At 72.7% G+C, this 23,819-nt stretch carries 22 protein-coding genes and 1 pseudogene; 13 read left to right on the top strand and 10 right to left on the bottom strand.

What is annotated here, in order from left to right:
• Positions 1-4: 4 nt before the first annotated feature.
• Positions 5-295 (top strand): annotated as a pseudogene (locus tag ACWF9Z_RS11380) (MFS transporter); the annotation flags it as partial.
• A gap of 164 nt (positions 296-459) precedes the next feature.
• Here ACWF9Z_RS11380 and exaC read toward each other — a convergent pair.
• The 3 genes from exaC to ACWF9Z_RS11365 all read right to left on the bottom strand — a co-directional run bounded on the left by exaC (position 460) and on the right by ACWF9Z_RS11365 (position 4,636).
• Positions 460-1,983, bottom strand: a complete 1,524-nt coding sequence (exaC, locus tag ACWF9Z_RS11375) for an acetaldehyde dehydrogenase ExaC (protein ID WP_453600371.1) — start codon at positions 1,981-1,983, stop codon at positions 460-462.
• A gap of 56 nt (positions 1,984-2,039) precedes the next feature.
• Positions 2,040-3,431 carry a GAF domain-containing protein gene (locus ACWF9Z_RS11370; RefSeq protein ID WP_453600369.1) on the bottom strand — a complete coding sequence of 464 codons (1,392 nt, stop codon included), beginning with the start codon at positions 3,429-3,431 and terminating at the stop codon, positions 2,040-2,042.
• Positions 3,432-3,781: 350 nt separating this feature from the next.
• Positions 3,782-4,636 (bottom strand): PhzF family phenazine biosynthesis protein, encoded by an 855-nt coding sequence (locus ACWF9Z_RS11365; protein WP_453600366.1) that lies wholly within the window; start codon positions 4,634-4,636, stop codon positions 3,782-3,784.
• Between the two features lie 284 nt (positions 4,637-4,920).
• Here ACWF9Z_RS11365 and ACWF9Z_RS11360 point away from each other — a divergent pair, with 284 nt between their 5' ends.
• On the top strand, positions 4,921-5,238 hold the full coding sequence (locus tag ACWF9Z_RS11360) for a winged helix-turn-helix transcriptional regulator (RefSeq protein WP_453600364.1): 318 nt from the start codon (positions 4,921-4,923) through the stop codon (positions 5,236-5,238).
• Positions 5,239-5,406: 168 nt separating this feature from the next.
• The gene (locus ACWF9Z_RS11355; RefSeq protein WP_453600361.1) at positions 5,407-5,700 is read left to right on the top strand and encodes a DUF1330 domain-containing protein; all 294 of its coding nucleotides are present in this window, start codon (positions 5,407-5,409) and stop codon (positions 5,698-5,700) included.
• A 192-nt stretch (positions 5,701-5,892) separates the two neighbouring features.
• Here ACWF9Z_RS11355 and ACWF9Z_RS11350 read toward each other — a convergent pair whose 3' ends face one another.
• Positions 5,893-7,920 carry a HelD family protein gene (locus ACWF9Z_RS11350; RefSeq protein WP_453600358.1) on the bottom strand — a complete coding sequence of 676 codons (2,028 nt, stop codon included), beginning with the start codon at positions 7,918-7,920 and terminating at the stop codon, positions 5,893-5,895.
• Positions 7,921-8,498: 578 nt separating this feature from the next.
• Between ACWF9Z_RS11350 and ACWF9Z_RS11345 the strand changes: the two genes are divergently transcribed.
• Positions 8,499-8,681, top strand: a complete 183-nt coding sequence (locus tag ACWF9Z_RS11345; RefSeq protein ID WP_453600356.1) for a hypothetical protein — start codon at positions 8,499-8,501, stop codon at positions 8,679-8,681.
• A gap of 20 nt (positions 8,682-8,701) precedes the next feature.
• Positions 8,702-9,256: an MOSC domain-containing protein gene (locus tag ACWF9Z_RS11340; RefSeq protein WP_453600353.1), complete on the top strand. Its 555-nt coding sequence runs from the start codon at positions 8,702-8,704 to the stop codon at positions 9,254-9,256.
• Positions 9,257-9,329: 73 nt separating this feature from the next.
• On the opposite strand, the gene ACWF9Z_RS11335 is transcribed toward ACWF9Z_RS11340, so the two are convergent.
• Complete coding sequence (locus tag ACWF9Z_RS11335) at positions 9,330-10,118, bottom strand: hypothetical protein (protein WP_453600350.1); 789 nt, start codon at positions 10,116-10,118, stop codon at positions 9,330-9,332.
• Positions 10,119-10,413: 295 nt separating this feature from the next.
• Positions 10,414-11,061, bottom strand: a complete 648-nt coding sequence (locus ACWF9Z_RS11330; RefSeq protein ID WP_453600347.1) for a class I SAM-dependent methyltransferase — start codon at positions 11,059-11,061, stop codon at positions 10,414-10,416.
• Between the two features lie 168 nt (positions 11,062-11,229).
• Here ACWF9Z_RS11330 and ACWF9Z_RS11325 point away from each other — a divergent pair, with 168 nt between their 5' ends.
• The 5 genes from ACWF9Z_RS11325 to ACWF9Z_RS11305 all read left to right on the top strand — a co-directional run bounded on the left by ACWF9Z_RS11325 (position 11,230) and on the right by ACWF9Z_RS11305 (position 16,881).
• Entirely contained in the window at positions 11,230-12,027 is a 798-nt protein-coding gene (locus tag ACWF9Z_RS11325; protein ID WP_453600344.1) for an MHYT domain-containing protein, read from the top strand.
• A 198-nt stretch (positions 12,028-12,225) separates the two neighbouring features.
• Positions 12,226-15,327: a sensor histidine kinase gene (locus tag ACWF9Z_RS11320; RefSeq protein WP_453600342.1), complete on the top strand. Its 3,102-nt coding sequence runs from the start codon at positions 12,226-12,228 to the stop codon at positions 15,325-15,327.
• Positions 15,327-15,770 carry a roadblock/LC7 domain-containing protein gene (locus ACWF9Z_RS11315; RefSeq protein WP_453600339.1) on the top strand — a complete coding sequence of 148 codons (444 nt, stop codon included), beginning with the start codon at positions 15,327-15,329 and terminating at the stop codon, positions 15,768-15,770. Before ACWF9Z_RS11320 ends, ACWF9Z_RS11315 begins: the two co-directional genes overlap by 1 nt.
• 17 nt (positions 15,771-15,787) lie before the next feature.
• Positions 15,788-16,168 (top strand): DUF742 domain-containing protein, encoded by a 381-nt coding sequence (locus ACWF9Z_RS11310; protein ID WP_449480873.1) that lies wholly within the window; start codon positions 15,788-15,790, stop codon positions 16,166-16,168.
• Positions 16,168-16,881 (top strand): GTP-binding protein, encoded by a 714-nt coding sequence (locus tag ACWF9Z_RS11305; RefSeq protein WP_453600336.1) that lies wholly within the window; start codon positions 16,168-16,170, stop codon positions 16,879-16,881. Before ACWF9Z_RS11310 ends, ACWF9Z_RS11305 begins: the two co-directional genes overlap by 1 nt.
• Positions 16,882-17,005: 124 nt before the next feature.
• On the opposite strand, the gene ACWF9Z_RS11300 is transcribed toward ACWF9Z_RS11305, so the two are convergent.
• On the bottom strand, positions 17,006-17,434 hold the full coding sequence (locus tag ACWF9Z_RS11300) for a PPOX class F420-dependent oxidoreductase (RefSeq protein WP_453600334.1): 429 nt from the start codon (positions 17,432-17,434) through the stop codon (positions 17,006-17,008).
• A 106-nt stretch (positions 17,435-17,540) separates the two neighbouring features.
• On the opposite strand from ACWF9Z_RS11300, the gene ACWF9Z_RS11295 reads away from it, so the two are divergent.
• Positions 17,541-17,939 (top strand): roadblock/LC7 domain-containing protein, encoded by a 399-nt coding sequence (locus ACWF9Z_RS11295; RefSeq protein ID WP_112449847.1) that lies wholly within the window; start codon positions 17,541-17,543, stop codon positions 17,937-17,939.
• 107 nt (positions 17,940-18,046) lie between these two features.
• Entirely contained in the window at positions 18,047-18,919 is an 873-nt protein-coding gene (locus ACWF9Z_RS11290; RefSeq protein WP_453600331.1) for a DUF6397 family protein, read from the top strand.
• Here the strand turns inward: ACWF9Z_RS11290 and ACWF9Z_RS11285 are convergent.
• From ACWF9Z_RS11285 to ACWF9Z_RS11275, 3 genes are all read right to left on the bottom strand, one after another.
• Entirely contained in the window at positions 18,883-19,284 is a 402-nt protein-coding gene (locus ACWF9Z_RS11285) for a YchJ family protein (RefSeq protein WP_453600328.1), read from the bottom strand. The two genes, ACWF9Z_RS11290 and ACWF9Z_RS11285, sit on opposite strands and share 37 nt — an antisense overlap.
• Positions 19,285-19,328: 44 nt before the next feature.
• Positions 19,329-20,231, bottom strand: a complete 903-nt coding sequence (locus ACWF9Z_RS11280; RefSeq protein ID WP_453600325.1) for an acyl-CoA thioesterase — start codon at positions 20,229-20,231, stop codon at positions 19,329-19,331.
• Between the two features lie 61 nt (positions 20,232-20,292).
• Complete coding sequence (locus ACWF9Z_RS11275) at positions 20,293-22,815, bottom strand: DEAD/DEAH box helicase (protein WP_453600323.1); 2,523 nt, start codon at positions 22,813-22,815, stop codon at positions 20,293-20,295.
• Between the two features lie 145 nt (positions 22,816-22,960).
• On the opposite strand from ACWF9Z_RS11275, the gene ACWF9Z_RS11270 reads away from it, so the two are divergent.
• A complete protein-coding gene (locus ACWF9Z_RS11270) occupies positions 22,961-23,752 on the top strand; it encodes a metal-dependent hydrolase (protein WP_453600320.1) in 792 nt (263 codons plus the stop codon).
• Positions 23,753-23,819 lie beyond the last annotated feature (67 nt).

The following is a 23,819-nucleotide window of genomic DNA, read 5'->3' as shown; positions in this document are numbered from 1 at the left end:
GGCCGTATCCATCCTCGCGGGGGTCATCCGAGGAAATCCCACCCTCCTCCAGGCCACCGCCGTTACCGAACGCTGGGGAACCACCCACTACGGCGGCCTCTCCGGACTCCCCGGAGCGCCATCCCACGCCGCAGCGGCCCTCGCCCCCTTCGCCGGCGCAGTCCTGGCCGGCCCCTCGGGCGGTTACCCCGCGCTGTTCGTGCTGCTCGTCGGACTCTCCCTCGCTGCCGCCGTCACAGCCCTCGGAGCCCGCGCCGGACCACTCGAAAGCACACCCCACCTGCAGCGGCGGTAGGGCCGGCCTGAAGCCCCGTCTCCTGGGGACGTGGTCCGCGACCGGTCCGGGAGAAGGGGATGAGCGGCTCCTCCGGGTACCCCCGTCGGGTCCGGGCCGACGGATGTCGTGCCGGAACCGGCCCCGCGAGGCGCACCGCTGTTCCAGGAGCCCGGCTTACCGCTTTAGAAGAACCCGAGCTTCTTCGGGGAGTAGCTGACGAGCAGGTTCTTCGTCGACTGATAGTGGTCCAGCATCATCTTGTGCGTCTCCCGGCCCATGCCCGACTGCTTCACTCCTCCGAAAGCGGCATGGGCGGGGTAGGCGTGGTAGCAGTTCGTCCAGACGCGGCCCGCCTGGATCGCGCGGCCCGCGCGGTAGGCCGTGTTGATGTCGCGGGTCCAGACGCCGGCTCCCAGACCGTACGGCGTGTCGTTCGCGATGCGGACGGCGTCGTCGAAGTCCTGGAACGAGGTCACCGACACGACCGGGCCGAAGATCTCCTCCTGGAAGATCCGCATCCGGTTGTCGCCCTCGAAGACGGTCGGCTGGACGTAGAACCCGCCCGCCAGCTCCCCGCCGTGCTCGACGCGCTGTCCGCCGGTCAGGACCTTCGCCCCCTCCTGCTGCCCGATCTCCACGTACGACAGGACCTTCTTCAGCTGCTCCTCCGACGCCTGCGCGCCGATCATCGTGTCCGTGTCCAACGGGTGTCCCGGCACGATCAGTTCCGTACGGGCCACGGCCGCATCGAGGAAGTCGCCGTAGCGGCCGCGCTCGACGAGTGCGCGCGACGGGCTGGTGCACACCTCGCCCTGGTTGAGGGCGAACATGGTGAAGCCCTCGAGAGCCTTGTCGCGAAGGTCGTCGTCCGTGGTCCAGATGTCGTCGAAGAAGAGGTTCGGGCTCTTGCCGCCCAACTCCAGCGTCACCGGCTTGAGGTGCTGCGCCGCGTACTGCATGATCAGCCGCCCGGTCGAGGTCTCGCCGGTGAAGGCCACCTTCGCCACGCGCGGACTCGAGGCGAGCGGCTTGCCGGCCTCTTCGCCGAAGCCGTTGACGATGTTGACCACGCCCGGCGGCAGCAGGTCCGCGACCAGGCTCATCCAGTAGTGCACCGACACGGGAGTCTGCTCGGCCGGTTTCAGCACCACGGTGTTGCCGGCGGCGAGGGCCGGAGCGAGCTTCCACGCGGCCATCAGGATCGGGAAGTTCCACGGGATGATCTGGGCCACGACACCCAGGGGCTCGTGGAAGTGGTACGCCACCGTGTCCTCGTCGATCTGGCTCAGCGCGCCCTCCTGGGCGCGCAGCACACCCGCGAAATAGCGGAACTGGTCGATGGCGAGGGGCAGGTCGGCCGCCAGGGTCTCGCGGACGGGCTTGCCGTTCTCCCAGGTCTCCGCGACCGCGAGGGCCTCCAGGTTCTGTTCCATCCGGTCCGCGATGCGCAGCAGGACCGTGGAGCGCTCGGTGATCGAGGTGCGTCCCCAGGCGGGGGCGGCGGCGTGGGCCGCGTCCAGGGCGCGCTCGACGTCCTCGGCCGTGCCGCGCGCCACTTCGGTGAAGATCGCGCCCGTCACGGGCGAGGGGTTGGGGAAGTACCGTCCGAGGGCGGGCTCGACGTACTCGCCGCCGATGAAATGGGCGTAGCGGGACGCGTACGACATCAGCGCCCCTTCGGTACCGGGCGCGGCGTAACGGGCCATGGTCGGTCCTCTCCTAGCCGGGCGCCGGCCGCCGTCGGACAGCGCTCGTGGCGAGGCTAGGGACGGGCAGGTTGCCGGTACGTTGCACGGCCGCGCGAGGGGGCCAGCGGCAGCGGCACCGGCCGATGCGGCGGGGGGAGCGGCAGGGGCGGGACGGTTCGTGACGGGCCGGACGACGACGCGGCGCCGTGACCGCGGCCGCCGAGTTCCGCGTCGAGGGAGCGGGCACGGGCCAGCGCCGCCGTCCGGTCCCCGGCCGGCAGCGCCGCCGCCAGGGCCCGCCACACCTCGGGGTCGTCCGCACCCCACGGGCTGCACACCCAGTCGGTCAGCAGCCCCGCGTCGGCCCGCCCGATGACGGCGGCCCGCGCCTGGTCCTCGATGCGGCGCCGGAGCCGGACGATGCCGGGCGCGGTGGACGCGGGCAGCAGGGGACCGGGGTAGCGGGCCAGCGCCGCCGAGACCGCGCCGCAGGCCAGGTGACGGGTGACGGCCGTGAAATCGGCCTCCAGCGGCGCGGCCGTGCGGTAAGGGCGGGAGAGCGGTGCCCGGGAGCCCAGCAGGTGGCGCAGCCGGGACATTTCCGCGCGCAGTGTCACCGGTGACACCGACTCGTCCTCGTACAGGGCGATCGCCAGCTCGTCCCCCGACAGGCCCTCCGGGTGGTGCGCGAGCAGCGCCATGATCTCACTGTGCCGCCGCCCGAGCCGGACCTCGTAGCCGTCTCCGGACAACAGCGCCTCGTCCCGGCCGAGCGCCGTGAGGGAGTCCGCCGTGACCAGCGGGACCGGATCCAGCAGCGCCAGCTGGGACTCCGCGGCGCGGGCCACCGCCCGCACGAAGGCGAGGGAATGCGGATGGGCCAGCCAGTCCCCGCCGGTGACGTCCACCGCGCCGAGCAGCCTCCCCGAGCGCGGATCGCGGACCGGAGCCGCGGCGCACGTCCACGGGTGCACACGGCGGTTGAAGTGCTCCGCGCCGAAGACCTGGACGGGCTCGCCGACCGCCACCGCCGTGCCGGGTGCGTTCGTGCCCATCGCCGTCTCCGCCCAGCGGGCCCCCGGTACGAAGCCGAGGCCCTCGGCCCGCCGCCTCGTGGCGGGCTCCCCCTCCACCCACAGCAGACTGCCCCGCGCGTCGCACACCGCCAACAGGTGTTCCCCCTGGGCGGCGAAGGCCCCCACGAGGTCCCGGAACAGCGGCAGCACCCGGGCCAGCGGATGCCGCTCCCGGTACGACAGCAGTTCCGCCCCCGCCAGCTCCAGCCGGGGAGCGCACTCCGGACTGACCCGGGCCCGGGCGCAGCGCCGCCAGGACCTCGCGATGACCGCCCGCACCGGCGCCTCGAGCCGCCCCTCCCGGGTGAACGCGGCATGGGCCCGCCGCAGTTCCCGCGTCCGCTCGACGGGATCGGCGCCGCCCGGCAGGGCCACCGAAGGATCGTGCATGCCGCCCTCCCGTACCGCCGCCGTGCCCCGGTGTCCGGGGCGCCCCCATCGTCGTTCCGCCGCGCGGTCCCGGCAAGCGGTACGTCGGCCAGTACGCGGACCGGCGCCGCCGAAACCCGGTCCGGCCGCGGCGAGTCCCGCTCCAGCACCACGAGGGCCCGGGCACCGCCGAAGCCCCGGGCGAGAACGGCCCGGTGCGGGTCGGCCCGGTTCCTGTCGGCAGCCTCCGTCGGACGGGACGGGACGGGACGGGACGGGACGGGGCGGGGCGGGGCGGGGCGGGGCGGGGCGGGGCGGGGCGGGGCGGGACCGGACCGGACCCGAAGGCCGTGTGCCTCCCCGGTGAGACCTCAGCGCACGACCGTTCGCGCGATCGTCGCCTGGCCGCCGACCCGGATGCCGTGCTCCACGCCGTCGTGGTGAACGGTTGCCGTGATGGTCGACGGGTAGCCGAGGTGGTCGCCCATGTCGACGACGAGGCGGTCCGTACCGGATCGGGCCGCGTGCGCGGCCAGGCAGGCCGTGCTGTTGGCGTTGGCGATGTCCTCGGGGACTCCGATCGACGGCGCGAACATCCGGGCCGCCGTCCGGCCGTGCCGGTCCGGGGGCGAGTAGGCGTAGCAGCCCAGCAGACCGTGGCGGTCGCAGGCCGCGCGCAGCAGGGCGAAGTCCGGGGTGAGTCCGGCCAGCACGGCGCGGGACCGGACGGGCAGCAGAAGCCTCGGCCGCCCGTTCGACGCCACGCGGGCGTCCCCCACGACTGCGTTCTCGGGCAGTCCGAGGCCGTGTGCGATCGCCTCCCGTTCGGGCCCTCGGGCGTCGCTCAGGCTGACCGGGCCTGGATCGAACGATGCTGTCAGGCTGCCGCCGTTTCGGGTGGCCCGGCCGTCGAAGCTTCGGTGGGCCGTCCGCAGGACGGCGCGGTAGTCGTCGCCGCCTTCACGCTCGGCGAGCAGCGCGAGGGCGGCGACGGTGCCGTGGCCGCAGGCGGGCAGTTCGCCCGCGGCGGTGAAGAACCGGAGGGCGTACGACGGACGGGCGCGCGCGGTTCCGGTCGCGCGGAGGAAGACGGCGTGCGACGTTCCCAACTCCGCGGGAACACGGCAGCGTTCCTCGTCGGTCCACGCCGCGTCGTCCAGAACGGCGGTCGCGCTGCCACCCCTGCGCTGTCGCTTACACGCGTCGACGACCGCTACCTCGGGCATGGCGCCGGGCCGGTGGTCAGCGGCATCGTCAGGTCGAGTGGGGGCACGCTGTGTGTCAACGCTCCGACCGGGCGGCGACGACGGTTCGTCCCGCAGTCAGGGGAAACCGTGGCGCGGTCATCTGGTCCCTGCCATGACGGTCCCCATTCGTTTCGTTTTCCGAAGCGATCTCCGATGGTAGCGTTTCGGAATCCGAAGCGTCAATCTTGGAGGCTGGACTCCACGCCATGCCAACCCCTCAGCCCGGCAAGCCAGTTCGCGGTTCGGCCACCGGTCGTCCCCTCATGGCCGCACTCGACCTGTTCGGACGGCGGTGGAGCCTGCGCATCCTCTGGGAGCTGCGCGAGGGCCCCGTTGGGTTCCGCCCCCTGCAGAAGCGGTGCGACGACATGTCCTCCAGCGTGATGCGGCAGCGCCTGACCGAACTGCTGGAGGCCCGCGTGGTGCACCAACTGCCCGACAGCCGGTACGAGCTCACTCCACTGGGGCGGGATGCCTGCCTCGCACTCGCCCCCCTCGCCCAGTGGTCGGAGCGCTGGGCGGCGGCGCTCGACCCGCAGTCGGCGCACCGCGACAGCGAGCCGCCCGCCGACGGCAGGTGAACCCGGCCGAGGCGTTCCGGCTTCCATGCCTCCTCCTTGCGCTTCGGGTTTCGAAGCGTCATAGTGATTCGAAAATCGAAGCAAAATGTGCCCGTGCCGCGCGCCGGGGCCGATCCGTCCGAGTGTCGATTCGAAGCCTGCACGCTTGTCCGAACACAGGAGGTATCCATGGCCAAGGGCTACTGGGTCAGCGTCTACCGCACCATTGACGACCCCGAGAAGCTGGCCGCCTACAACAAGCTGGCCGGTCCGGCCGTCCAGGCCGGGGGCGGGCGGGTGCTCGCCCGCGACGGTCGGGTCGTCGCCCACGACGCCGGAATCGCCGAGCGCACCATCCTGATCGAGTTCGACAGCTTCGAACAGGCGGTCGCGGCACGCGAGAGCGCGGCCTACCAGGAGGCGCTGGTCGCCCTTTCGGACGCCGTCGAGCGCGACTTCCGCATCATCGAAGGCATCGGCTGACCGGCGCACTGACGCTCATGAAAGGCCCGCGACCAGCGGGAATGCCGGTCGCGGGCGCTTTTGCGATCTCCCGTGTGCACGCGTGTGCGCACGAGTGCCCGAGCGGGGAGGCCAGGGCTACCCCGGTGGGCACGTCGGCGGCCCGTCGGGGGCACGTGTGCGCCCGCGGCGACCAACGCGGGCGCCGCGCCGTCATACGGGCCGGGTGGTGATGGTGCACAGGCGTTTGGTGGCCCGGGTCAGGGCCACGTACAGGTCCCTCTCCCCGCCGGGGCGGGCCGTGATGATCTCCTCGGGGTTCAGGACGACGACCCCGTCGAACTCGAGGCCACGTGCTTCGGACGCGGGCACGATGCGTGCGTGGTCGGCGATGCCGTGAGCCGCCAACTGGCTCACCCGGGTGTCCGCGCAGATCACTCCCAGGAGCTCGTCCGGCCGCGCGGCGCTCTGGGCGCGCAGTTCCTCCACGACGGCGGTGACCAGCCCGTCCCCCTGTGCGGTCACGGTGCGCGGGCTCTCACCGCTGCGCAGTGACCGTGCGGGCCGCTGGTCCGGAGCGATCCGCGCGAGCAGGTCCCGGACGTTCTCCAGGATCTCCTGCGTGGTGCGGTAGCTGACCGTCAGGTCGTGCAGTCTGAACCGCGTCCCGACATGAGGGCTCAGGGCTTCCTTCCAGTCGCGTGCCGTCGTGGCCGGGCCCGACTGGGCGAAGTCGCCCACCAGCGTCATCGCCCTCGCCGGGCAGCGGCGGACGATCATCCGCCACTGCATGGCGGTCAGTTCCTGCGCCTCGTCGACGACGACGTGCCCGTACGTCCGCTCGGGCGGGCCGTCGACCAGGCTCGCCGCCTCGTCCAGCAACGGCACGTCCGCATCGGTCCACGGGGCGTCCGGGGCCCGCAGGAGAAGGGACCGCTCCTGCGGGGTCAGGGCCGGCAGGCGCTCGGCCAGGGCGTCGGCATCCGTCAGCAGCGCCTGCACGAGGGTGCCGGGTACCAGCCTCGGCCACAGTGCCTCGACCGCCCGGTCGACAGCGGCGTCGTCGAGGAGATCGGCCCCGATGGCGTCCAGGTCCAGCTCGTGGACCGGACCCGGGTCGGCGGCGCCCTCGGCACGGTGCTGGGCGACCCCCGTGAACCGGTCGAAGTTCAGACCCGTCATCTGCTCGGCATCGGCGTCGATCTGCTCCAGCAGGTCGCTCATGTCCCGTTGCATCGCGTCGGTGACCGCGTCGACCAGGAGTTCCTTGAACGCCTGGCGCGCGGGGTTGTGGCCGGATGCGGCCGCCAGGGCGGCGGCGCGTGCGGTGGCGACCTCCTTCCCGGACAGGTGGACCCGTTCCTGCCCGACCCGGACGGTGAAGTCACCGGCGGGGGCCTGGTGGTCCCGCACCAGGCCGGCCAGGGCGTCGGCGAGGTCCAGGCCGCCCTTGAGGCGTGCCGTGCCGAACGGGTCCACCGCGTCCGGGGACACTCCGGCCAGTTCCTGACAGGTCGCCAGATCGACGTCGTTCTCCCCGAGCGAGGGCAGGACCTGGGAGATGTAGTCGAGGAAACGGGCGTTGGGGCCCACCACGAGGACGCCTTCCTCCGCGGCGCGCGGGAACGCGTACAGGACGTAGGCGGCCCGGTGCAGGGCGACCACCGTCTTGCCGGTGCCGGGCCCGCCCTGCACCACGGTCACCCCGCGGTGGGCGGAGCGGACGATCTCGTCCTGCTCGGCCTGCAGCGTCGCGACGGCCGCGTGCATCCTGCCCGTACGCCGCGCCGACAGGGCCTCGGTCAGCGGGCCGTCCCCCACGACGTCTTCGTCGGTCGGGGCGGTCCCGTCGAGCAGTTCGTCGCTCACGGAGACGACCGTGCGCTCCTCGAGGCGCAGGTGCCGGCGCCGCCGCAGATCCATCGGGTGGACCGGTGTCGCCTCGTAGAAGGGCCGCGCCGCCTTCGCGCGCCAGTCCACGAGCAGCGGCAGGTCGTCCTCCTCCGTGTGCAGTCCGATCCGCCCGATGCGCAGGGCCGTGCCGTCCGTCCAGTCGATGCGCCCGAAGACCAGCCCCTTCTCGGCGCCTTCCAGCCGGCCGATCTCCTTGGTCAGACGGTCGGCGGCGATCTCCCTCTCGTACACCTCGCCGGCACCGTCCGCCGGGGCCTTCAACACGCTCGCCCGGTTCGCTCGCGCCTCGGAAATCCGCTCGGTGAGCAGCTCATAGATTGAGGACACGAAATCTTGCTCCGATTCAACCGCGCGCACGGCGGAATCATTTATGTCTGACAACAAGGACTCCTTCGATTCGAGCCGCACCATACGGTCAAAGTTCCCTAAAGGTAAGTCTTGACTTGCCAGTTGCATCCATGTCCTTACGGCTGACCGTGCTTCTGTCATGCATTCCGTCGTCTCCCTTGAATGCCGGTGAATACGTCCCGTGCACGGGAAAGGAAGTGAATCCACGGGAAAGGTTCGTGGCCGCGCCACGGGACGGGCCGGGCCGGGCCGGTCCGCATTCCCCTTGCGGACACCGTCGGCCGCCGTGATCCGGTCGTGCGAGGCGGCGCGTGGGGTGAGTCGGTACGGCGGCCGGCGGGAGGTCTCGGAGCGCACGCATTCCTCAAACTTGACTACTGGTGCGGGTGGCCGATGCTAACGCATGTGGGCCACATGGTGGCCATTGTGGCGCCGTGACCTGGGTCACTTCGGGGGCGGCGCGTGCGAGGGGCGACCGGAGGCGCGGGTCCGGGAACGCGGAAGGCGGGGCGTGCGTTGAGGGGGGTAGTGACCGACGGAGAAAGAGGTGTCCGCAGATGTCCACAAGCGGAAAGGTCGCGGTTGCCGGGATCGTGGCAGCCATCGTGCTGTTCTGGGCAGTCGGTTTCTGGGCGGGGCTGCTGGTCCTGATCGGTGTGCCGACGGCCGCCTACCTGCTGCTGGACCCCTCCCAGCGTCGTAGGCTGCGGGGCGTATCGAAGAAGCAGATCGGCCGCTGACGGCGGCGGAGGGGGCGTTCATGAGCTTGCCGGGGACGGCGCGGGTCGCGGCGGTCAGCAGCAACGGTGTCTACTCGTTCACCAAGCCGACGCGGGAGAGCATCACGCTCCTCGAAGGGCTCGGCGTCGAGGGCGACGTCCACGCGGGAGTCACGGTCAAGCACCGTTCCCGCGTGGCCCAGGACCCGACACAGCCGAACCTGCGGCAGGTGCACCTGATCCACCAGGAGCTGTTCGGCGAGGTGGGCGCGGCCGGGTACGAGGTGGAGCCGGGCCAGCTCGGGGAGAACGTCACGACGCAGGGGGTGGACCTCCTGGGTCTGCCGACCGGGACCCTGCTGTGCCTCGGCGCGGACGCGGTGGTCGAAGTGGCCGGCCTGCGCAACCCGTGCCTGCAGATCGACGCCTTCCAGCACGGACTGCTCAAGCAGGTGGTGAGCCGGGACGAGGAGGGCACGTTGCGGCGCAAGGCCGGAATCATGGGCGTGGTCCGCCGGGGCGGCACCGTCCGCCCCGGCGACACCATCGGGATCACGCTCCCGCCGCCCCCGCACATCCCGCTCGACCGCGTCTGACGCGGTGCCCGCCGGGCGGCCCTCACGCAGTCCGTCCTCGTACGGCGTGAGGGGCCGCCGGCACCCCTCGGTCTCAGGCCGGCCGCACCGCGACGCGGTCCAGTCCCGCCAGCAGGTCCGGCAGTTCGGGGAGGTCGCCCTCCCCCTCGGTGGGCACGGCCAGGACCTCGCCCGGCTCCTCGTCCAGCAGGACGAAGGCCGCCCCGTCCGTGCGGGCCACCAGCGACCACCCGGGCCCGTCGACCCGCAGCGTCCGCGCGTCGTCGCCCGCGAAGGAGGACCGCACCCGGCCGGGAGGCGGCGGGCTCTGCGTGTACCCCAGGGCCTCCTTCAGCGCTCGGGCCAGCCCCGGGTGCGCGGCCGCCGCGGCCCCGCCGTCCGCCGCCACGCGTTCGCTCCAGGCGGTCCACTCCCGGGCGATCTGGTCGGCTCCCATCCGCCGCTGCACCGCCCCCCAGGCCTCGGCCGACGGCGGCGCCAGCGGCACCCGCCCGGTGCCGTCCGCGCCCTGTTCCGGATCGTGCGGCTCCGGTATCCCCGCCGCCGCCACCGACAGCTCCAGCGGCCAGCCCGCGAGGGAGACCACGATGGACCGTTCGTCGGGGGACAGGTCGTACTCCATCCCGCAGTCCCACGAGGCGATGGCCATGGCCACGAGCGAGACGTCGTCGACCACGACCGTCCAGCGCGCGCCCTCCTCGTCCTGCCCGAGCACCAGCCCGTATCCGGGTGCCGCGGAGGGCACGCCCAGCAGGGAGCACGCTTCTGGGAAGTCGTCCCCCAGGATGCTCGGGAACTGCGCGGGGGTCAGCAGCACGGCGGTCAGCACGTACAGCGACCCGCCGTCCTCCTCGTCGGACACGTGGCCTCCCGGTAGCTCTCTTGTCGGCGCACCCTAACCAGCCGGTAACCGCCGCGTCGAGAGCCCACGGGAAGCGATTTCCAAGCCCGCTACCTGCACGTAGGGTTGGCCGCCCGCCACGGAGAGGGATCCGGGGGCCAGGACGTCGGTGAGCCCGGCGCGTTCCCCCTGCCCGGCTCCGGCGGCTGCCCCGTGCGCCGTCCCCGCCGCCCGGCCGGAGCGCGGGCCCGGCCTCCGGCCCGGTCCGGCTCGCTCCGCGGACCCCGGGCGAGGAGGCGGCGTACGGAACCGGCCGTCAGGCGGTGCGGACCGCCAGCGCGAGGAAGCGGGTCTCCTCGTCGGCGTACGAGGTCATCCGCCAGCCCGAACCGGCCAGCAGCGGACCGAGGTTGTGCTCGGCCCGCATGTCGTCCGGGGTCAGCTCGCGGCCGTGGCGCGCCGCGAGCGCCGCCCGCCCGATCGGGTGGAACAGGGCGAGCCGGCCGCCGGGGCGGACCACGCGGGCGAGTTCGCGCAGGTTCGTCGTGGGATCCGGCAGGTGGGCGAGGAGTCCGGCCGCGAACACGGCGTCCAGCACCCCGTCGCGCAGCGGCAGCCGCGCCACGTCCGCGAGCAGCAGCGCGCCCTCGGCCTCGCGGCCCGCGTCCCGCGCGGCGAGCAGCATCTGCGGGGTCACGTCGGCGCCGACCACCGTCCCCGCGGGGCCGACGGCCTCGCGCAGCGCGGTCAGCGCCCGCCCGGTGCCGCAGCCCGCGTCGAGGACCCGGTCCCCGGGCCGCAGCGCGAACTCGGCCACGGCGGTCCGGAAGGCCGGTCCGTCCCCGGGGAACTTCCGGTCCCAGTCGGCCGCGCGCACCCCGAAGAACTCCTGGACCTCGCGTGGGTCCTTCGGACGGTCGGGCGTGCGACCCGGTGTACGGCCTCGCGTGCGGTCTTCGCTCATGTGCCCATGATCCCCCACTCCCGCTACGGCACATGCCTGCGGAACGTGTGCAAGCTAGCACGTGGTGTGATCGAAGATGAGCGCGGCTCTGTCATATTCCAGCAGTTCCAGCGCCTTTAGAAATGCGCCCCGTGTTCGCGCCCTCACCCGGACTAGCGTCCCGTGGCCATGGGACACCTGGACCACGCCGCCTATGGCTGGCTTACCCCCGCGCTGTCGTACGCGATGGCTTCGATCGGCGCCGCCCTCGGGCTGCGCTGCACCGTCCGCGCGCTCGCCGCGACCACCGGAGCCTCCCGCCGCAACTGGCTCCTCACGGCCGCCTCCGCCATCGGTACCGGCATCTGGACGATGCACTTCGTCGCGGTGCTCGGCTTCCACGTCACCGGCACCGAGATCCGCTACAACGTGCCGCTGACCATCCTCGGACTCCTCGTCGCCGTCGTCGTGGTCGGCGCCGGCGTCTTCGCCGTCGGCTACGGCAAGGACCGCGGCCGGTCCCTGGTCCTCGGCGGCCTCACCACCGGCCTCGGCGTCGCGAGCATGCACTACCTCGGCATGGCGGCCCTGCGCCTGCACGGCTCGGTCTCCTACGCGCCGCTCATGGTCGGACTCTCGATCGCCATCGCCGTGGTCGCCGCCACCGCCGCCCTGTGGGCGGCGCTCAACATCAAGTCCCCGGTGGCCGTCGCGGTCGCCTCGCTCATCATGGGCGCCGCCGTCACGAGCATGCACTACACCGGCATGCTCGCCGTCTCCGTCGACGTCACCCCCTCGGACGAGGCCCTGCCGGGGGCGACCGCCCTGCAGTTCATCTTCCCCCTCGCCGTCGGCCTCGGCTCCTACCTCTTCATCACCGCCGCGTTCGTCGCACTCTCGCCGACCGCCGACGAACGGGCGGCCTCCGCCGCGGCTTCCGCCGGCCGGCGCCTGGGCGAGTGGGACGCGCCCGCTCCCGTCCGCTGAGCCGGCGGCCGGCCCGCCGCCCGCCGTCCTCACCCGGCCCGGCGCCCCCCCGCACCTGCCCCGTCACGCCCCCACAGCCCGCCCCCCGGCACCCGCCGCCGCCACAGCCCCACGGCCCGCCGACCCTGCCGTCACAGCCGCCACTGCCACCGCCGCCGTCGCGTACCCGACGTACGCACCGCCCGGAACGAGGAGCCCATGCGCAGACCCCGCAGATCACCGGAAGCAGCGGCGCCGCGCTCGCCCGCGCCTGCGGGCGGCCTCGGCAAGGGAACGGGCCGCCGGGCCCATGCCGGGCCGCCGGCCGAGGAGTCGGCGGAACACGGGGACGTCGGCGCCACCCCGGGCGGGCCCGGAGGAGGCGGCAGGGGCGGCGGCAACGGGGGCGGCGGCAACGGGGGCGGCGGCAACGGGGGCGGCGGCAACGGGGGCGGCGGCAACGGGGGCGGCGGCAGTGGCCTCGGCGGCGGCCGGGGGCCGCGCCTGCGGCTGCGCCCCGCCACGGTCCGCGCCAAGATCGTTTCACTGCTCATGGTGCCGGTGGTCTCCCTGCTCGCCCTCTGGGGCTTCGCCACCGTCGACACGGCCCAGGACATCGCCCGCCTCAGCCGGGCCCAGCGCGTCGACCGCGAGCTCAGGGCCCCGGTCGAGGCGGCCGTCGCCGAGCTGCAGACCGAACGGCGCACGGCCGTACGTCTGGCGGCCGAGCCCGTCGCGGGTCAGGCCGCATCCGTCCAGGCATCCGGCCAGGCCGAAGCGCTGGACCAGCAGGCTCGCCGCACCGACAGCGCCGTACGGGCCCTGCGGCTCGGCGACCGCAACACCGTGGCCGACTCCGGCGACTACCGCACCGACATCGTCGTCCGGCTCCGAGCCTTCGTCGCCGCGGCCGAGGGGCTCGGCGGGGCGCGCGAGGACGTCGCCGGGCACCGCGCGACTCCGGAGGCCGCCTACGAGACGTACACCCGCGTGATCGATTCCGCTCTGGAGGTCGGCGGCGCCCTCTCCGGAGGCGGCCGGGACGCGGAACTCGGCCCCGACGCCCGGGTCCTGCTCGAGTTCGCGCGGGCCGCGGAGCAGCTCTCGCGGGAAGACGCGTTGCTGGCCGTGCCGGGGCCGCGCGGCGCCGAAACGCTTCGCCGTCTGGCCGGCGCGGTCGAGACCCGCCGGGTCCTGACCACGGCCGCCGCCCGGGACCTGCCCGGAGCCCAGCAGAGTGCCTGGCAGTCGGTGGCCAAGAGCGCCGCCTACGCCGAACTCACCGGGGCCGAGGACCAGGCCCTGGCCGCCACGGGCGCCACAGTCGCCACAGTCGCCACGGCGGGCTCAACGGGCGGCGCGGGCGCCGGCGCCGCCAAGGACCCCCGCCCCGCCGGGGCGCCCGTCGGCTGGGACGCCGCGTACGCCTCCGTCTCCGGCTCCATGCGGGAGATCGGGAACGCCGCCCACTCGGCCTCCGCCGACCGCTCCGACCCGTTCGGCGAGGGAGCGCTCAGCCCCGCCGGCATCGCCGTGGTGCTGGGCCTGGCCGCCGTGGCCGCCTCGCTCGTCATCTCGGTCCGCATCGGGCGGGGCCTCGTGGTCGAACTGGTCTCGCTGCGCAACACCGCCCTGGAGATCGCGCACCGCAAACTCCCGCACGCCATGGAACGGTTGCGGGCCGGCCAGGACATCGACGTGTCCGCCGAGACCCCGCACGGTCCGGCCGCCGACGACGAGATCGCCCAGGTCGGGGAAGCCCTGGACACCGTGCACCGGGCCGCGCTGAGCGCCGCCGTCGAACGTGCCGAACTGGCCAGCGGCGTGAGCGGGGTCTTCGTCAACCTCGCCCGGCGCAGCCAGGTCCTGGTGCACAAGCAGCTCACCCTGCTCGACTCGATGGAGCGGCGCGCCGACGACCCGAGCGAGCTCGGCGACCTCTTCCGCCTCGACCACCTCACCACCCGGATGCGACGGCACGCGGAGAGCCTGATCATCCTGTCGGGCGCGGCTCCGGGGCGTGCCTGGCGGACACCGATCCCGCTGACGAACGTCGTACGCGCCGCCGTCTCCGAGATCGAGGACTACCCGCGCGTGGAGGTGCGCCAGCTCGCCGAGGCGGCCGTCATCGGGGGCGCCGTCGCCGACCTCACCCACCTGCTCGCGGAACTCATCGAGAACGCGACCCAGTTCTCCCCGCCCCACACCAAGGTCCGGGTCAGCGGGGAGCCCGTCGGCGCCGGGTACGTCCTGGAGGTCGAGGACCGGGGGCTCGGCATGGGCCGCGAGTCCCTGCACGAGGCCAACCGCCGCATCGAACAGTCCGAGGCGCTCGACCTCTTCGACAGCGACCGGCTCGGGCTCTTCGTGGTCAGCCGCCTCTCGGCCCGGCACGGCGTGAAGGTACACCTCCGCATGTCACCGTACGGCGGCACGACGGCGGTCGTGCTCCTCCCGAACTCCCTGCTCCAGGGCGCCATCACGGCCGCCGCCCCGCAGCCCGCGGACCGTGCGGAGCGGCGCTCCAGGGCCCTGGCGCCCGAGCAGTCACCCGATCCGTCCTCCGGGCGTTCCCCGGCCATGAGCGTCGTACGGGACGAGGTGCGCGGGATCCCGGTCCCGGGCCGTGGCGGCCCGGACGGAAGCCCGGACCGCGGCTCCGACCGCGGCGCCGACCGCGTCTCCGCCCGGACCCCGGACCGGAGCCTCGACGGGAGGCCGGAGGGTGCCCCCCGCCGTACTCCGGACAGCGGTCCCGGCCGGGTCCCGGACGGGGCCCTTGACCGCTCCCGGGACCGTGACCCCGACCGGAGCCCCCTACGGGAGGAGCCCCGCCCTTCCCCGGTGGCCCCGCTCCGGCCGCGCGGCTCCGAGGGCGCGATTCCCCGTACGCCGCCCGCCCCGGCGGTGGCGGCGGCTCAGGGCGCGGCCGGTCGGGGGGCACCCGGTCAGGGCGCGGCCGGTCGGGGCGCGACGGGTCAGGGCGCCGGTTCCGCGGGCGGCCCGGCGGCGTCGGTGACCGAACTCCCGCGCCGGGTCCGGCAGGCCAGCCTCGTCCCGCAGCTGCGCGAGGTACCCGAGCCCAGGGAGCCGGCCGGCGGGCGCGGCCTCCAGGATCCGCCCGGGCGCAGCCCCGAGCAGGCGCGCGAGCGGATGGCGGCGTACCGGGACGGGTGGATGCGCGGCACCCGGGCGGGCAGCGCGGAGGGCGCGCAGCCGGGTACCCGGTCGGGGATCCACGAGAACTCCCTTCACGCGGGCAGCGAAGGCGCCGGCGAAGGCGAAGGCGAAGGCGAAGGCGAAGGCGAAGGAGCACGGTGATGATCGAACATCAGAGAATCAGCCTCGACGGGATCCACGGGTCCGGCGAACTCGACTGGCTGCTGGACGACCTCGTGGTCCGGGTCCGCGAGGTCCGGCACGTGGTGGTCCTGTCCAACGACGGCCTGGCCGTGAGCGCCTCCAGCGCGCTCAGCCGGGAGGACGCCGAACACCTGGCGGCCGTGGCGTCCGGTTTCCACAGCCTGGCCAAGGGCGCGGGCCGGCACTTCCGCGCCGGAGGCGTGCGCCAGACCATGGTGGAGATGGACGAGGGCTTCCTCTTCGTCGCTGCCGCCGGAGACGGCTCCTGCCTGGCCGTCCTCAGCGGGGCCGGCGCCGACATGGGGCTGATCGCGTACGAGATGGCCCGGCTGGTCAAGCGGGTCGGAGAGCACCTGTACACCCCGACCCGGTTCTCGGCGCGCCCGCCGGCCGCGGGTTGAAGGCGGCGGTCCCGAGCATGAACGACCAGTGGTACGACGCCGACGCGGGCCCGCTCGTCCGTCCGTACGCCATGACCGGCGGGCGTACGAAGCCGGGACCCCACGGCGTCCGGTTCGACCTGATCGCGCTGGTGGCCGTCGATCCGGCGGGCACGGACGAGGCGGCCGAATCGCTGCTGGGTCCGGAACACCGGGCACTGCTCGGCCTGTGCCGGGACGAGACCCAGTCGGTGGCGGAGCTCGCGGCGGACGCGGACCTGCCCGTGGGCGTGGTACGGGTGCTGCTCGGGGACCTGTTGGAGGCCGGGCACGTCAAGGTCAGCCGGCCGGTGCCGCCCGCGCAACTGCCGGACGAGCGGATTCTGCGTGAAGTCATCGAGGGATTGCGAGCGCTGTGATGGGACTGCAGGACAACGGGACTCCGGGTTCCGGGAGGCCCGGCGGGCCGGCTCCGGCCCGGGGTGGCGACGCGTACGGGAGCACGGACGGGAGCACGGACGCGAGCACGGACGAGAACGGCGAACTGGCGGCGCTCGCACTGAAGATACTCGTGGCGGGCGGCTTCGGCGTGGGCAAGACCACCCTGGTCGGCTCGGTCAGTGAGATCCGGCCGCTGCGGACGGAGGAGCTGCTCAGCGAGGCGGGGGAGCTGGTCGACGACACGGGCGGGGTCGATCAGAAGACGACGACGACCGTGGCCATGGACTTCGGGCGGATCACCATCCGGTCGGGGCTGTCCCTGTACCTGTTCGGGACGCCGGGGCAGGACCGGTTCTGGTTCCTGTGGGACGAGTTGTCGCAGGGGGCGCTGGGCGCGGTGGTGCTGGCCGACACGCGCAGGCTGGAGGACTGCTTTCCGGCGGTGGACTACTTCGAGCACCGGCGGATTCCGTTCGTGGTCGCCGTCAACTGCTTCGCGAACGCCCGTCGTTACGCCTCGAACGAGGTGGCGCGGGCGTTGGACCTGGACCAGGGGACACCGGTGGTGCTGTGCGACGCGCGGGACAAGGATTCGGGGAAGGAAGTGCTGATCCGGCTGGTGGAGTACGCGGGGCGGGTGCACACGGCCCGGCTGCTGGAGTCGGTGGAACCGCAGGCCGATTCGGTGTGAACCGGCCTGCGGGCAGCGGATGGTGGCCGTGGTCATGGGTCGTCGTCGGTCGGGGTGGCCCCGGGGCTTGCGCCCGTCGTCGTGGCGCTCGCCGTCGTGGCGCCCGCCGGTCCGGGAGCGGCCGTCAGTCGGCGACTCCGGCGGCGGAGATGACCTTGTCGATGGAGACGCGGACGAGGAGCTCTCCAGGAACGGCGTTGCGCCGGCCGAAGGCCTCACCGCGTTCGGCTCCCATGTAGCGGGCACCGATCCTGGACGCCCAGGGGAGCATGTCGTCCAGGTCCTCGCTGATCTCGGCGCGGCCCTGGAGGATCACGTAGGAGAACGGGGGCCGGTCGTCGTCGACGCAGAGCGCGACCCGGCCGTCGCGGGCCAGATTGCGCCCCTTGACGGTGTCCTTGCCGGTGTTGAACACGAAGGAGTCGCCGTCGAGAACGAACCAGATGGGAGCGATGTGGGGGGTTCCGTCCGCACGGACGGTGGACAGCTTTCCGGTGCGAGTGGAGTGGGAGACGAATGCCCGCCATTCCTCTTGAGTCATCTTCTTCACCATGGGTCCATCCTCCTTGCCGGAAAGCCCCTGGTGGGGAAGGCTGGCGGCACGAGTACGCGGGGCGGGGCGCGGCTGTGACGGCCGCGTCGACGGGGAGGGTCCGAATATGGCACTGGACAAGCAGCTCGACTGGCTGCTGGATGATTTGACGCGGCGGGTCCAGCAGGTCCGGCACGCCGTGGTGCTGTCCAACGACGGGCTGGTGACGGGCGCGAGCGCCGGTCTGGCGCGGGAGGACGCGGAGCACCTGGCGGCCGTGGCGGCGGGGTTGCAGAGCCTGGCCAAGGGGTCGGGGCGGCACTTCCGGGCGGGCGAGGTACGTCAGACGATGGTCGAGTACGACGAAGGGGTCCTCTTCGTCATGGCGGCGGGCGCCGGCAGCTGCCTGTGCGTCCTGAGCGCGGCCGAGGCCGACATCGGTCACGTCGCGTACGAGATGACCTTGCTCGTGAACCGGGTGGGCGAGCACCTGGGCGTCGCGGAGCGCCGGATCACGGGCGGCTGATGGGCTCTGACCTGCGCTGATCGGCGTTGTCCACAGCCTCGGCGCGGTGCCGTCGCGCTGAGTTACGGTCTTCACACACAGTAATCGCTTCTGGTGGGGAGAGCGTGATGACGGGGACGACGCAGGTGACGAAGAGGCGGACGCCGACGCGGACGGTACGGACGGAGCCGAGGGACGTCCCGGCGTGCCACCAGCCCCTCGGCCGCGGGGAAGCGGTCGAGGGGCTGGTGAGCGGCGGGCGGGCCGCGGGGGAACTGGGACTGAGCCGGAGCGAGTTCGCCCGCGCCGTCCAGTTGGGCATCGTGCGCGCCGGTCCGCCGGCGCCGGGCGGATCGGCCCGCTTCACCCGGACCGAGCTCGACCGGGTCCGGTCGGCCGAGGGGTCCCGGCACGCCCTGCGCGAGCGGGTGGAGACACTGGCGGGAGCACAGGGCGCGGCGGGTGTCCTCGGGGTCGGCCCGAGCCGGTTCACGCGGCTCGCGCGCTGCGGGCACATCACCCCGGTGGGATACCGGATCAACCGGTACCGGGCGGTGGTGTGGCTCTATCTGGCCGTGGAGCTACGGGACTTCGCGACCGCCGTGCCCGGGCTGCTGCGCGGCAGCGCCCCGGAGGCGGACCGGGAACTGATGGCGGCCAAGGCCGATCTGCGGCCGCGGAAATGGCGCGAGCGGCATGTCGGCCTGTTGCTGAGACGAACCGCCGACCCGTGGGAGAGGGCGGCCGTGCTGGCCTCCGTGCTCCCGGACGGGGTCGTACGGGAGACCGTGCCCGATCCGGCGGAGCGGATCCTCCTCGCGGCGCTGACCCCGCCCGCGCCCTACGGGCATCCCCAGGTCCCGGCGGCCGCCGCGGTGGCCGAGCGGCTACTGCGGGCGGAGCCGCCGGACGAGGTCGCCCGGTACCGCACCAGCCTCGATTTCGCGCTGACCGGGGCCAGGGGTCAGTCGAAGTCGACGGGGGAGAGGGGGCCGACGTAGACCCAGGCCCCGGCCTCGCGGGAGAAGGCGCTGTGCTCGTGCAGCGAACCGGCGTGCCGGCCCTCGCGGTAGTGCGCCCGGAACTCCACCGAGCCCTCCGTCTCGAACATCCCGCCGCGCTCGGTCGCCAGGATCTCCAGCCGCTCCCAGCGCTGTCCGGGATCGAGGTCGAGCTGGCCCGGCCGCGTCGAAGGGTGCCAGGAGCGCAGGAGATAGGCGGTGTCGCCGACGGCGAAGGCGCTGAAGCGGGAACGCATCAGCAGTTCGGCGGTGGGCGCCTGCCGCTCACCGGAGTGGAAGCGGCCGCAGCACTCCGGATAGGCGGCGGGCAGGCCGCACGGGCAGGGCAGGGCCGGGGTGGGCATGGATGCACTCATTCTTCGGGACGGGGGTCGGGCTACTGCTACTGCTACTGAGGTGAGACGGCCGGAGCGAAGGCCTTCGCGCCGTACGGGCGGAAGAGGCCCTCCTGGACCACCGAGACCAGCAGCCTGCCCTCCAGGTCGTAGATCCGGCCGCGGGCCAGGCCCCGGCCGCCGTGCGCGATGGGCGACTCCTGGTCGTACAGGAACCACTCGTCGGCCCGGAACGGCCGGTGGAACCACATGGCGTGGTCGAGCGAGGCCATGTCGAAACCGCGCATGCCCCACAGGGGTTCCACGGGGATGCGCACGGCGTCGAGGAGGGTCATGTCACTGGCGTAGGTGAGGGCGCAGGTGTGCACCAGCGGGTCGTCGCCCAGCGGGCCGACGGCGCGCATCCACACCGCGCTGCGCGGATCGGCGTCCTTGAGCTCCTCGGGAGTCCAGCGGAGCCGGTCCACGTAACGGATGTCGAAGGGCTGGCGGCGGGCCATCCGCTCCAGTGCCTCCGGCAGCGCGCCGAGGTGCTCGCGGATCTCGTCCACGACCTTCGGCAGCGTGTCCGGGTGCGGGAAGTCGAGGCGGGGAGGCAGCTGGTGTTCGATGCTGCCCTCCTCCGGATGATGGAAGGAGGCGGTCAGATTGAAGATGGTCTTGCCCTGCTGGACCGCGGTGACCCGGCGCGTGGTGAAGGAGCGCCCGTCGCGCACCCGCTCCACCTGGTACACGATCGGCACCCCGGGGATACCGGGCCGCAGGAAGTACGAGTGGAGCGAGTGGACGGGCCGGTCGCTCTCGGTGGTGCGGCCGGCCGCCACCAGCGCCTGGCCGGCGACCTGGCCGCCGAAGACGCGCTGGAGGGACTCCTGGGGGCTCGCGCCCCGGAAGATGTTGACCTCGATCTGCTCCAGATCGAGCAGGTCGACCAGCCTCTCGGCGGGGTTCGTCATCAGAGGATCTCCACTGTCGGACCCGGCGGCCGTACCGGCGCCGGTGGGTTGCGGGTGGGGTTCAGAGCTGGCCCAGCTCGCCGACCGAGGTGACGCGGATGACGGCCCGGCCCTCCTCGTCGGAGGCGGCGAGGTCGACCTCGGCGCTGATGCCCCAGCCATGGTCGCCGTTGGGGTCGGCGAAGGTCTGGCGGACGCGCCACAGACCGTGGGCCGGGTCCTCCTCGATCTGGAGCAGCTTGGGGCCGCGCGCGTCGGGGCCGGTGCCCAGGTCGTCGTACTCGTCCCAGTAGCCGTCCAGGGCGTCGCCCCAGGCGTCCGCGTCCCAGCCCGCGTCGCCGTCCAGCTCGCCCAGCACGTTGACGTGGTCCAGGGCGGCCAGCTCCACCCGGCGGAACATGGCGTTGCGGACCAGGACGCGGAAGGCGCGGGAGTTCGCCGTGACCGGCTTCACCTGGTCGGCCTTCTCCTGGGCCTGCTCCGCCGTCTCCACCTCCGGGTTCGCCAGCTGCTCCCACTCGTCGAGCAGGCTGGAGTCGACCTGGCGGACCAGCTCGCCGAGCCAGGCGATCAGGTCCTGGAGGTCCTCGGACTTGAGGTCGTCGGGGATGGTGTGGTCCAGCGCCTTGAACGCGCTCGCCAGGTAGCGGAGCACGATGCCCTCGGTGCGGGCGAGTTCGTAGTACGAGGTGAACTCGGTGAAGGTCATCGCGCGTTCGTACATGTCGCGGATGATCGACTTCGGGGACACGGGGTGGTCGCGGACCCACGGGTGGCTCTTGCTGTACACGTCGTAGGCGTGCAGGAGGAGCTCTTCGAGGGGCTTGGGATAGGTGACTTCCTGGAGCCGCTCCATCCGCTCCTCGTACTCGATCCCGTCGGCCTTCATCGCGCCCACGGCCATGCCGCGTTCCTTGTTCTGCTGGGCGGCGAGGATCTGGCGCGGGTCGTCCAGCGTGGACTCGACGACCGAGACCATGTCCAGCGCGTAGGAGGGGGACTCCGGGTCGAGCAGGTCGAAGGAGGCCAGCGCGAACGTGGACAGCGGCTGGTTCAGCGCGAAGTCCTGCTGGAGGTCGACGGTCAGGCGGATCGAGCGGCCCTCGGCGTCGGGGGTGTCGAGCTTCTCGACGACCCCGCCGTCCAGCAGCGAGCGGTAGATGGCGATGGCCCGGCGGATGTGCCGCAGCTGGGCCTTGCGCGGCTCGTGGTTGTCCTCCAGCAGGTGGCGCATCGCCTGGAAGGCGTCGCCGGGCCGGGCGATGACCGACAGGAGCATGATGTTGGTGACCTTGAAGCGCGAGGTCAGCGGCTCCGGGTCGGCGCCCATGAGCTTCTCGAAGGTGATGTCCGACCACGCCACGAAGCCCTCGGGAGCCTTCTTCCGGACCACCTTGCGGCGCTTCTTCGGGTCGTCGCCCGCCTTCGCCAGCGCCTTCTCGTTCTCGATGACGTGCTCGGGCGCCTGGGCCACCACATAGCCCGCCGTGTCGAAGCCGGCCCGGCCGGCGCGGCCGGCGATCTGGTGGAACTCACGGGCGCGGAGCGTGCGGACGCGCGTGCCGTCGTACTTGGTCAGAGCGGTGAACAGCACCGTGCGGATCGGCACGTTGACGCCGACACCGAGGGTGTCGGTGCCGCAGATGACCTTCAGCAGACCGGCCTGGGCCAGCTTCTCCACCAGGCGCCGGTACTTGGGCAGCATGCCCGCGTGGTGCACGCCGATGCCGTGGCGGACGTAACGGGAGAGGTTCTGGCCGAACTTGGTGGTGAAGCGGAAATTGCCGATCAGCTCGGCGATCTTGTCCTTCTCCTCGCGCGTGCACATGTTGATGCTCATCAGCGACTGTGCCCGCTCGACCGCCTGGGCCTGCGTGAAGTGCACGATGTAGACCGGCGACTGCCGGGTCTCCAGCAGCTCCGTGATGGTGTCGGTGATCGGCGTCGTCACGTACTCGTACGACAGCGGGACGGGCCGCGTCGTGGAGCGGACCACCGAGGTGGGCCGGCCGGTACGCCGGGTCAGGTCCGCCTCGAACCGCTTCATGTCGCCGAGCGTCGCGGACATCAGGACGAACTGCGCCTGCGGCAGTTCCAGCAGCGGGATCTGCCAGGCCCAGCCGCGGTCCGCCTCCGCGTAGAAGTGGAACTCGTCCATCACGACCTGGCCGATGTCGGCGTACTTGCCGTCGCGCAGCGCGATCGAGGCCAGCACCTCGGCGGTGCAGCAGATCACCGGGGCGTCCGCGTTCACCGAGGCGTCGCCGGTGAGCATGCCGACGTTCTCGGTGCCGAAGAGCTTGCACAGGTCGAAGAACTTCTCCGAGACCAGCGCCTTGATCGGGGCGGTGTAGAAGGTGACCTTGTCCTGGGCCAGCGCCGTGAAGTGCGCGCCGGCCGCGACCATGCTCTTGCCGGAGCCGGTCGGGGTGGAAAGGATCACGTTCGCGCCGGAGACGACCTCGATCAGCGCCTCCTCCTGCGCCGGGTACAGGGTGATGCCCTGGCCCTCCGCCCACGAGGAGAAGGCCTCGAAGAGAGCATCGGGGTCGGCGTTCGGCGGGAGCTGATCAATGAGGGTCACACCCCCCATCTTGCCTGGCTTCCCACCGTATGAGGGAACCGGCGGACGGAAGGAAGATCATCGACGGTACGCTGTGCCGTCGACGAGGCCCGAACGACACCGTCAACAGGGCCCGACCAGCACACGACCGGGGCGGGGAACGACCATGATGGGTCCGGCGCACTCACTGTCAGGGGCAGCGGCCTGGCTGGGGGTGGGCGCGGCGGCGGCTGCCGCGGGGCATCCGATGCCCTGGCCCGTGCTGGTCGTCGGGGCGCTGATCTGCTCCGGAGCCGCCCTCGCTCCCGACCTCGACCACAAGTCGGCGACGATCTCCCGCGCCTTCGGCCCGCTCTCCCGGGTCCTGTGCGAGGTCGTGGACAAGATCTCCTACGCCGTCTACAAGGCGACCAGGGCCCCGCGCGACGCCCGCCGCACCGGCGGCCACCGCACCCTGACCCACACCTGGGTCTGGGCCGTCCTGATCGGCGCGGGTTCCTCCGCGCTCGCCGTGACCGCCGACCGGTGGGGCGTGCTCGCCCTCCTCTTCGTCCACCTGGTCCTCGCCGTCGAAGGCCTGCTGTGGCGGGCGGCCCGGATGTCCAGCGACGTCCTGGTCTGGCTGCTGGGCGCGACCAGCGCCTGGATACTGGCCGGCGTGCTCGACCAGCCCGGCAACGGCTCCGGCTGGCTCTTCACCGGCCCCGGCCAGGAGTACCTGTGGCTCGGCCTGCCGATCGTGCTCGGCGCCCTGGTCCACGACATCGGCGACGCCCTGACCGTCTCCGGCTGCCCGGTCCTGTGGCCCATCCCGATCGCGGGAAAGCGCTGGTACCCGATCGGCCCGCCGAAGATGATGCGCTTCCGGGCCGGCAGCTGGGTGGAGCTCAAGGTCCTCATGCCGGTGTTCATGCTGCTCGGCGGCGTCGGCGGAGCCGCGGCCCTCGGGTTCATCTGAGACGCGCCCCGGCCCGTGTACGAGCTCTCTCATATACACAACTCACGCTGCCCACGAAAATAGAGGA

Source organism: Streptomyces sp. NPDC054961 (genome assembly GCF_053609145.1).
The sequence above is the reverse complement of the archived record's forward strand: the minus strand, read 5'-3'. Positions and strand labels throughout refer to the sequence as shown.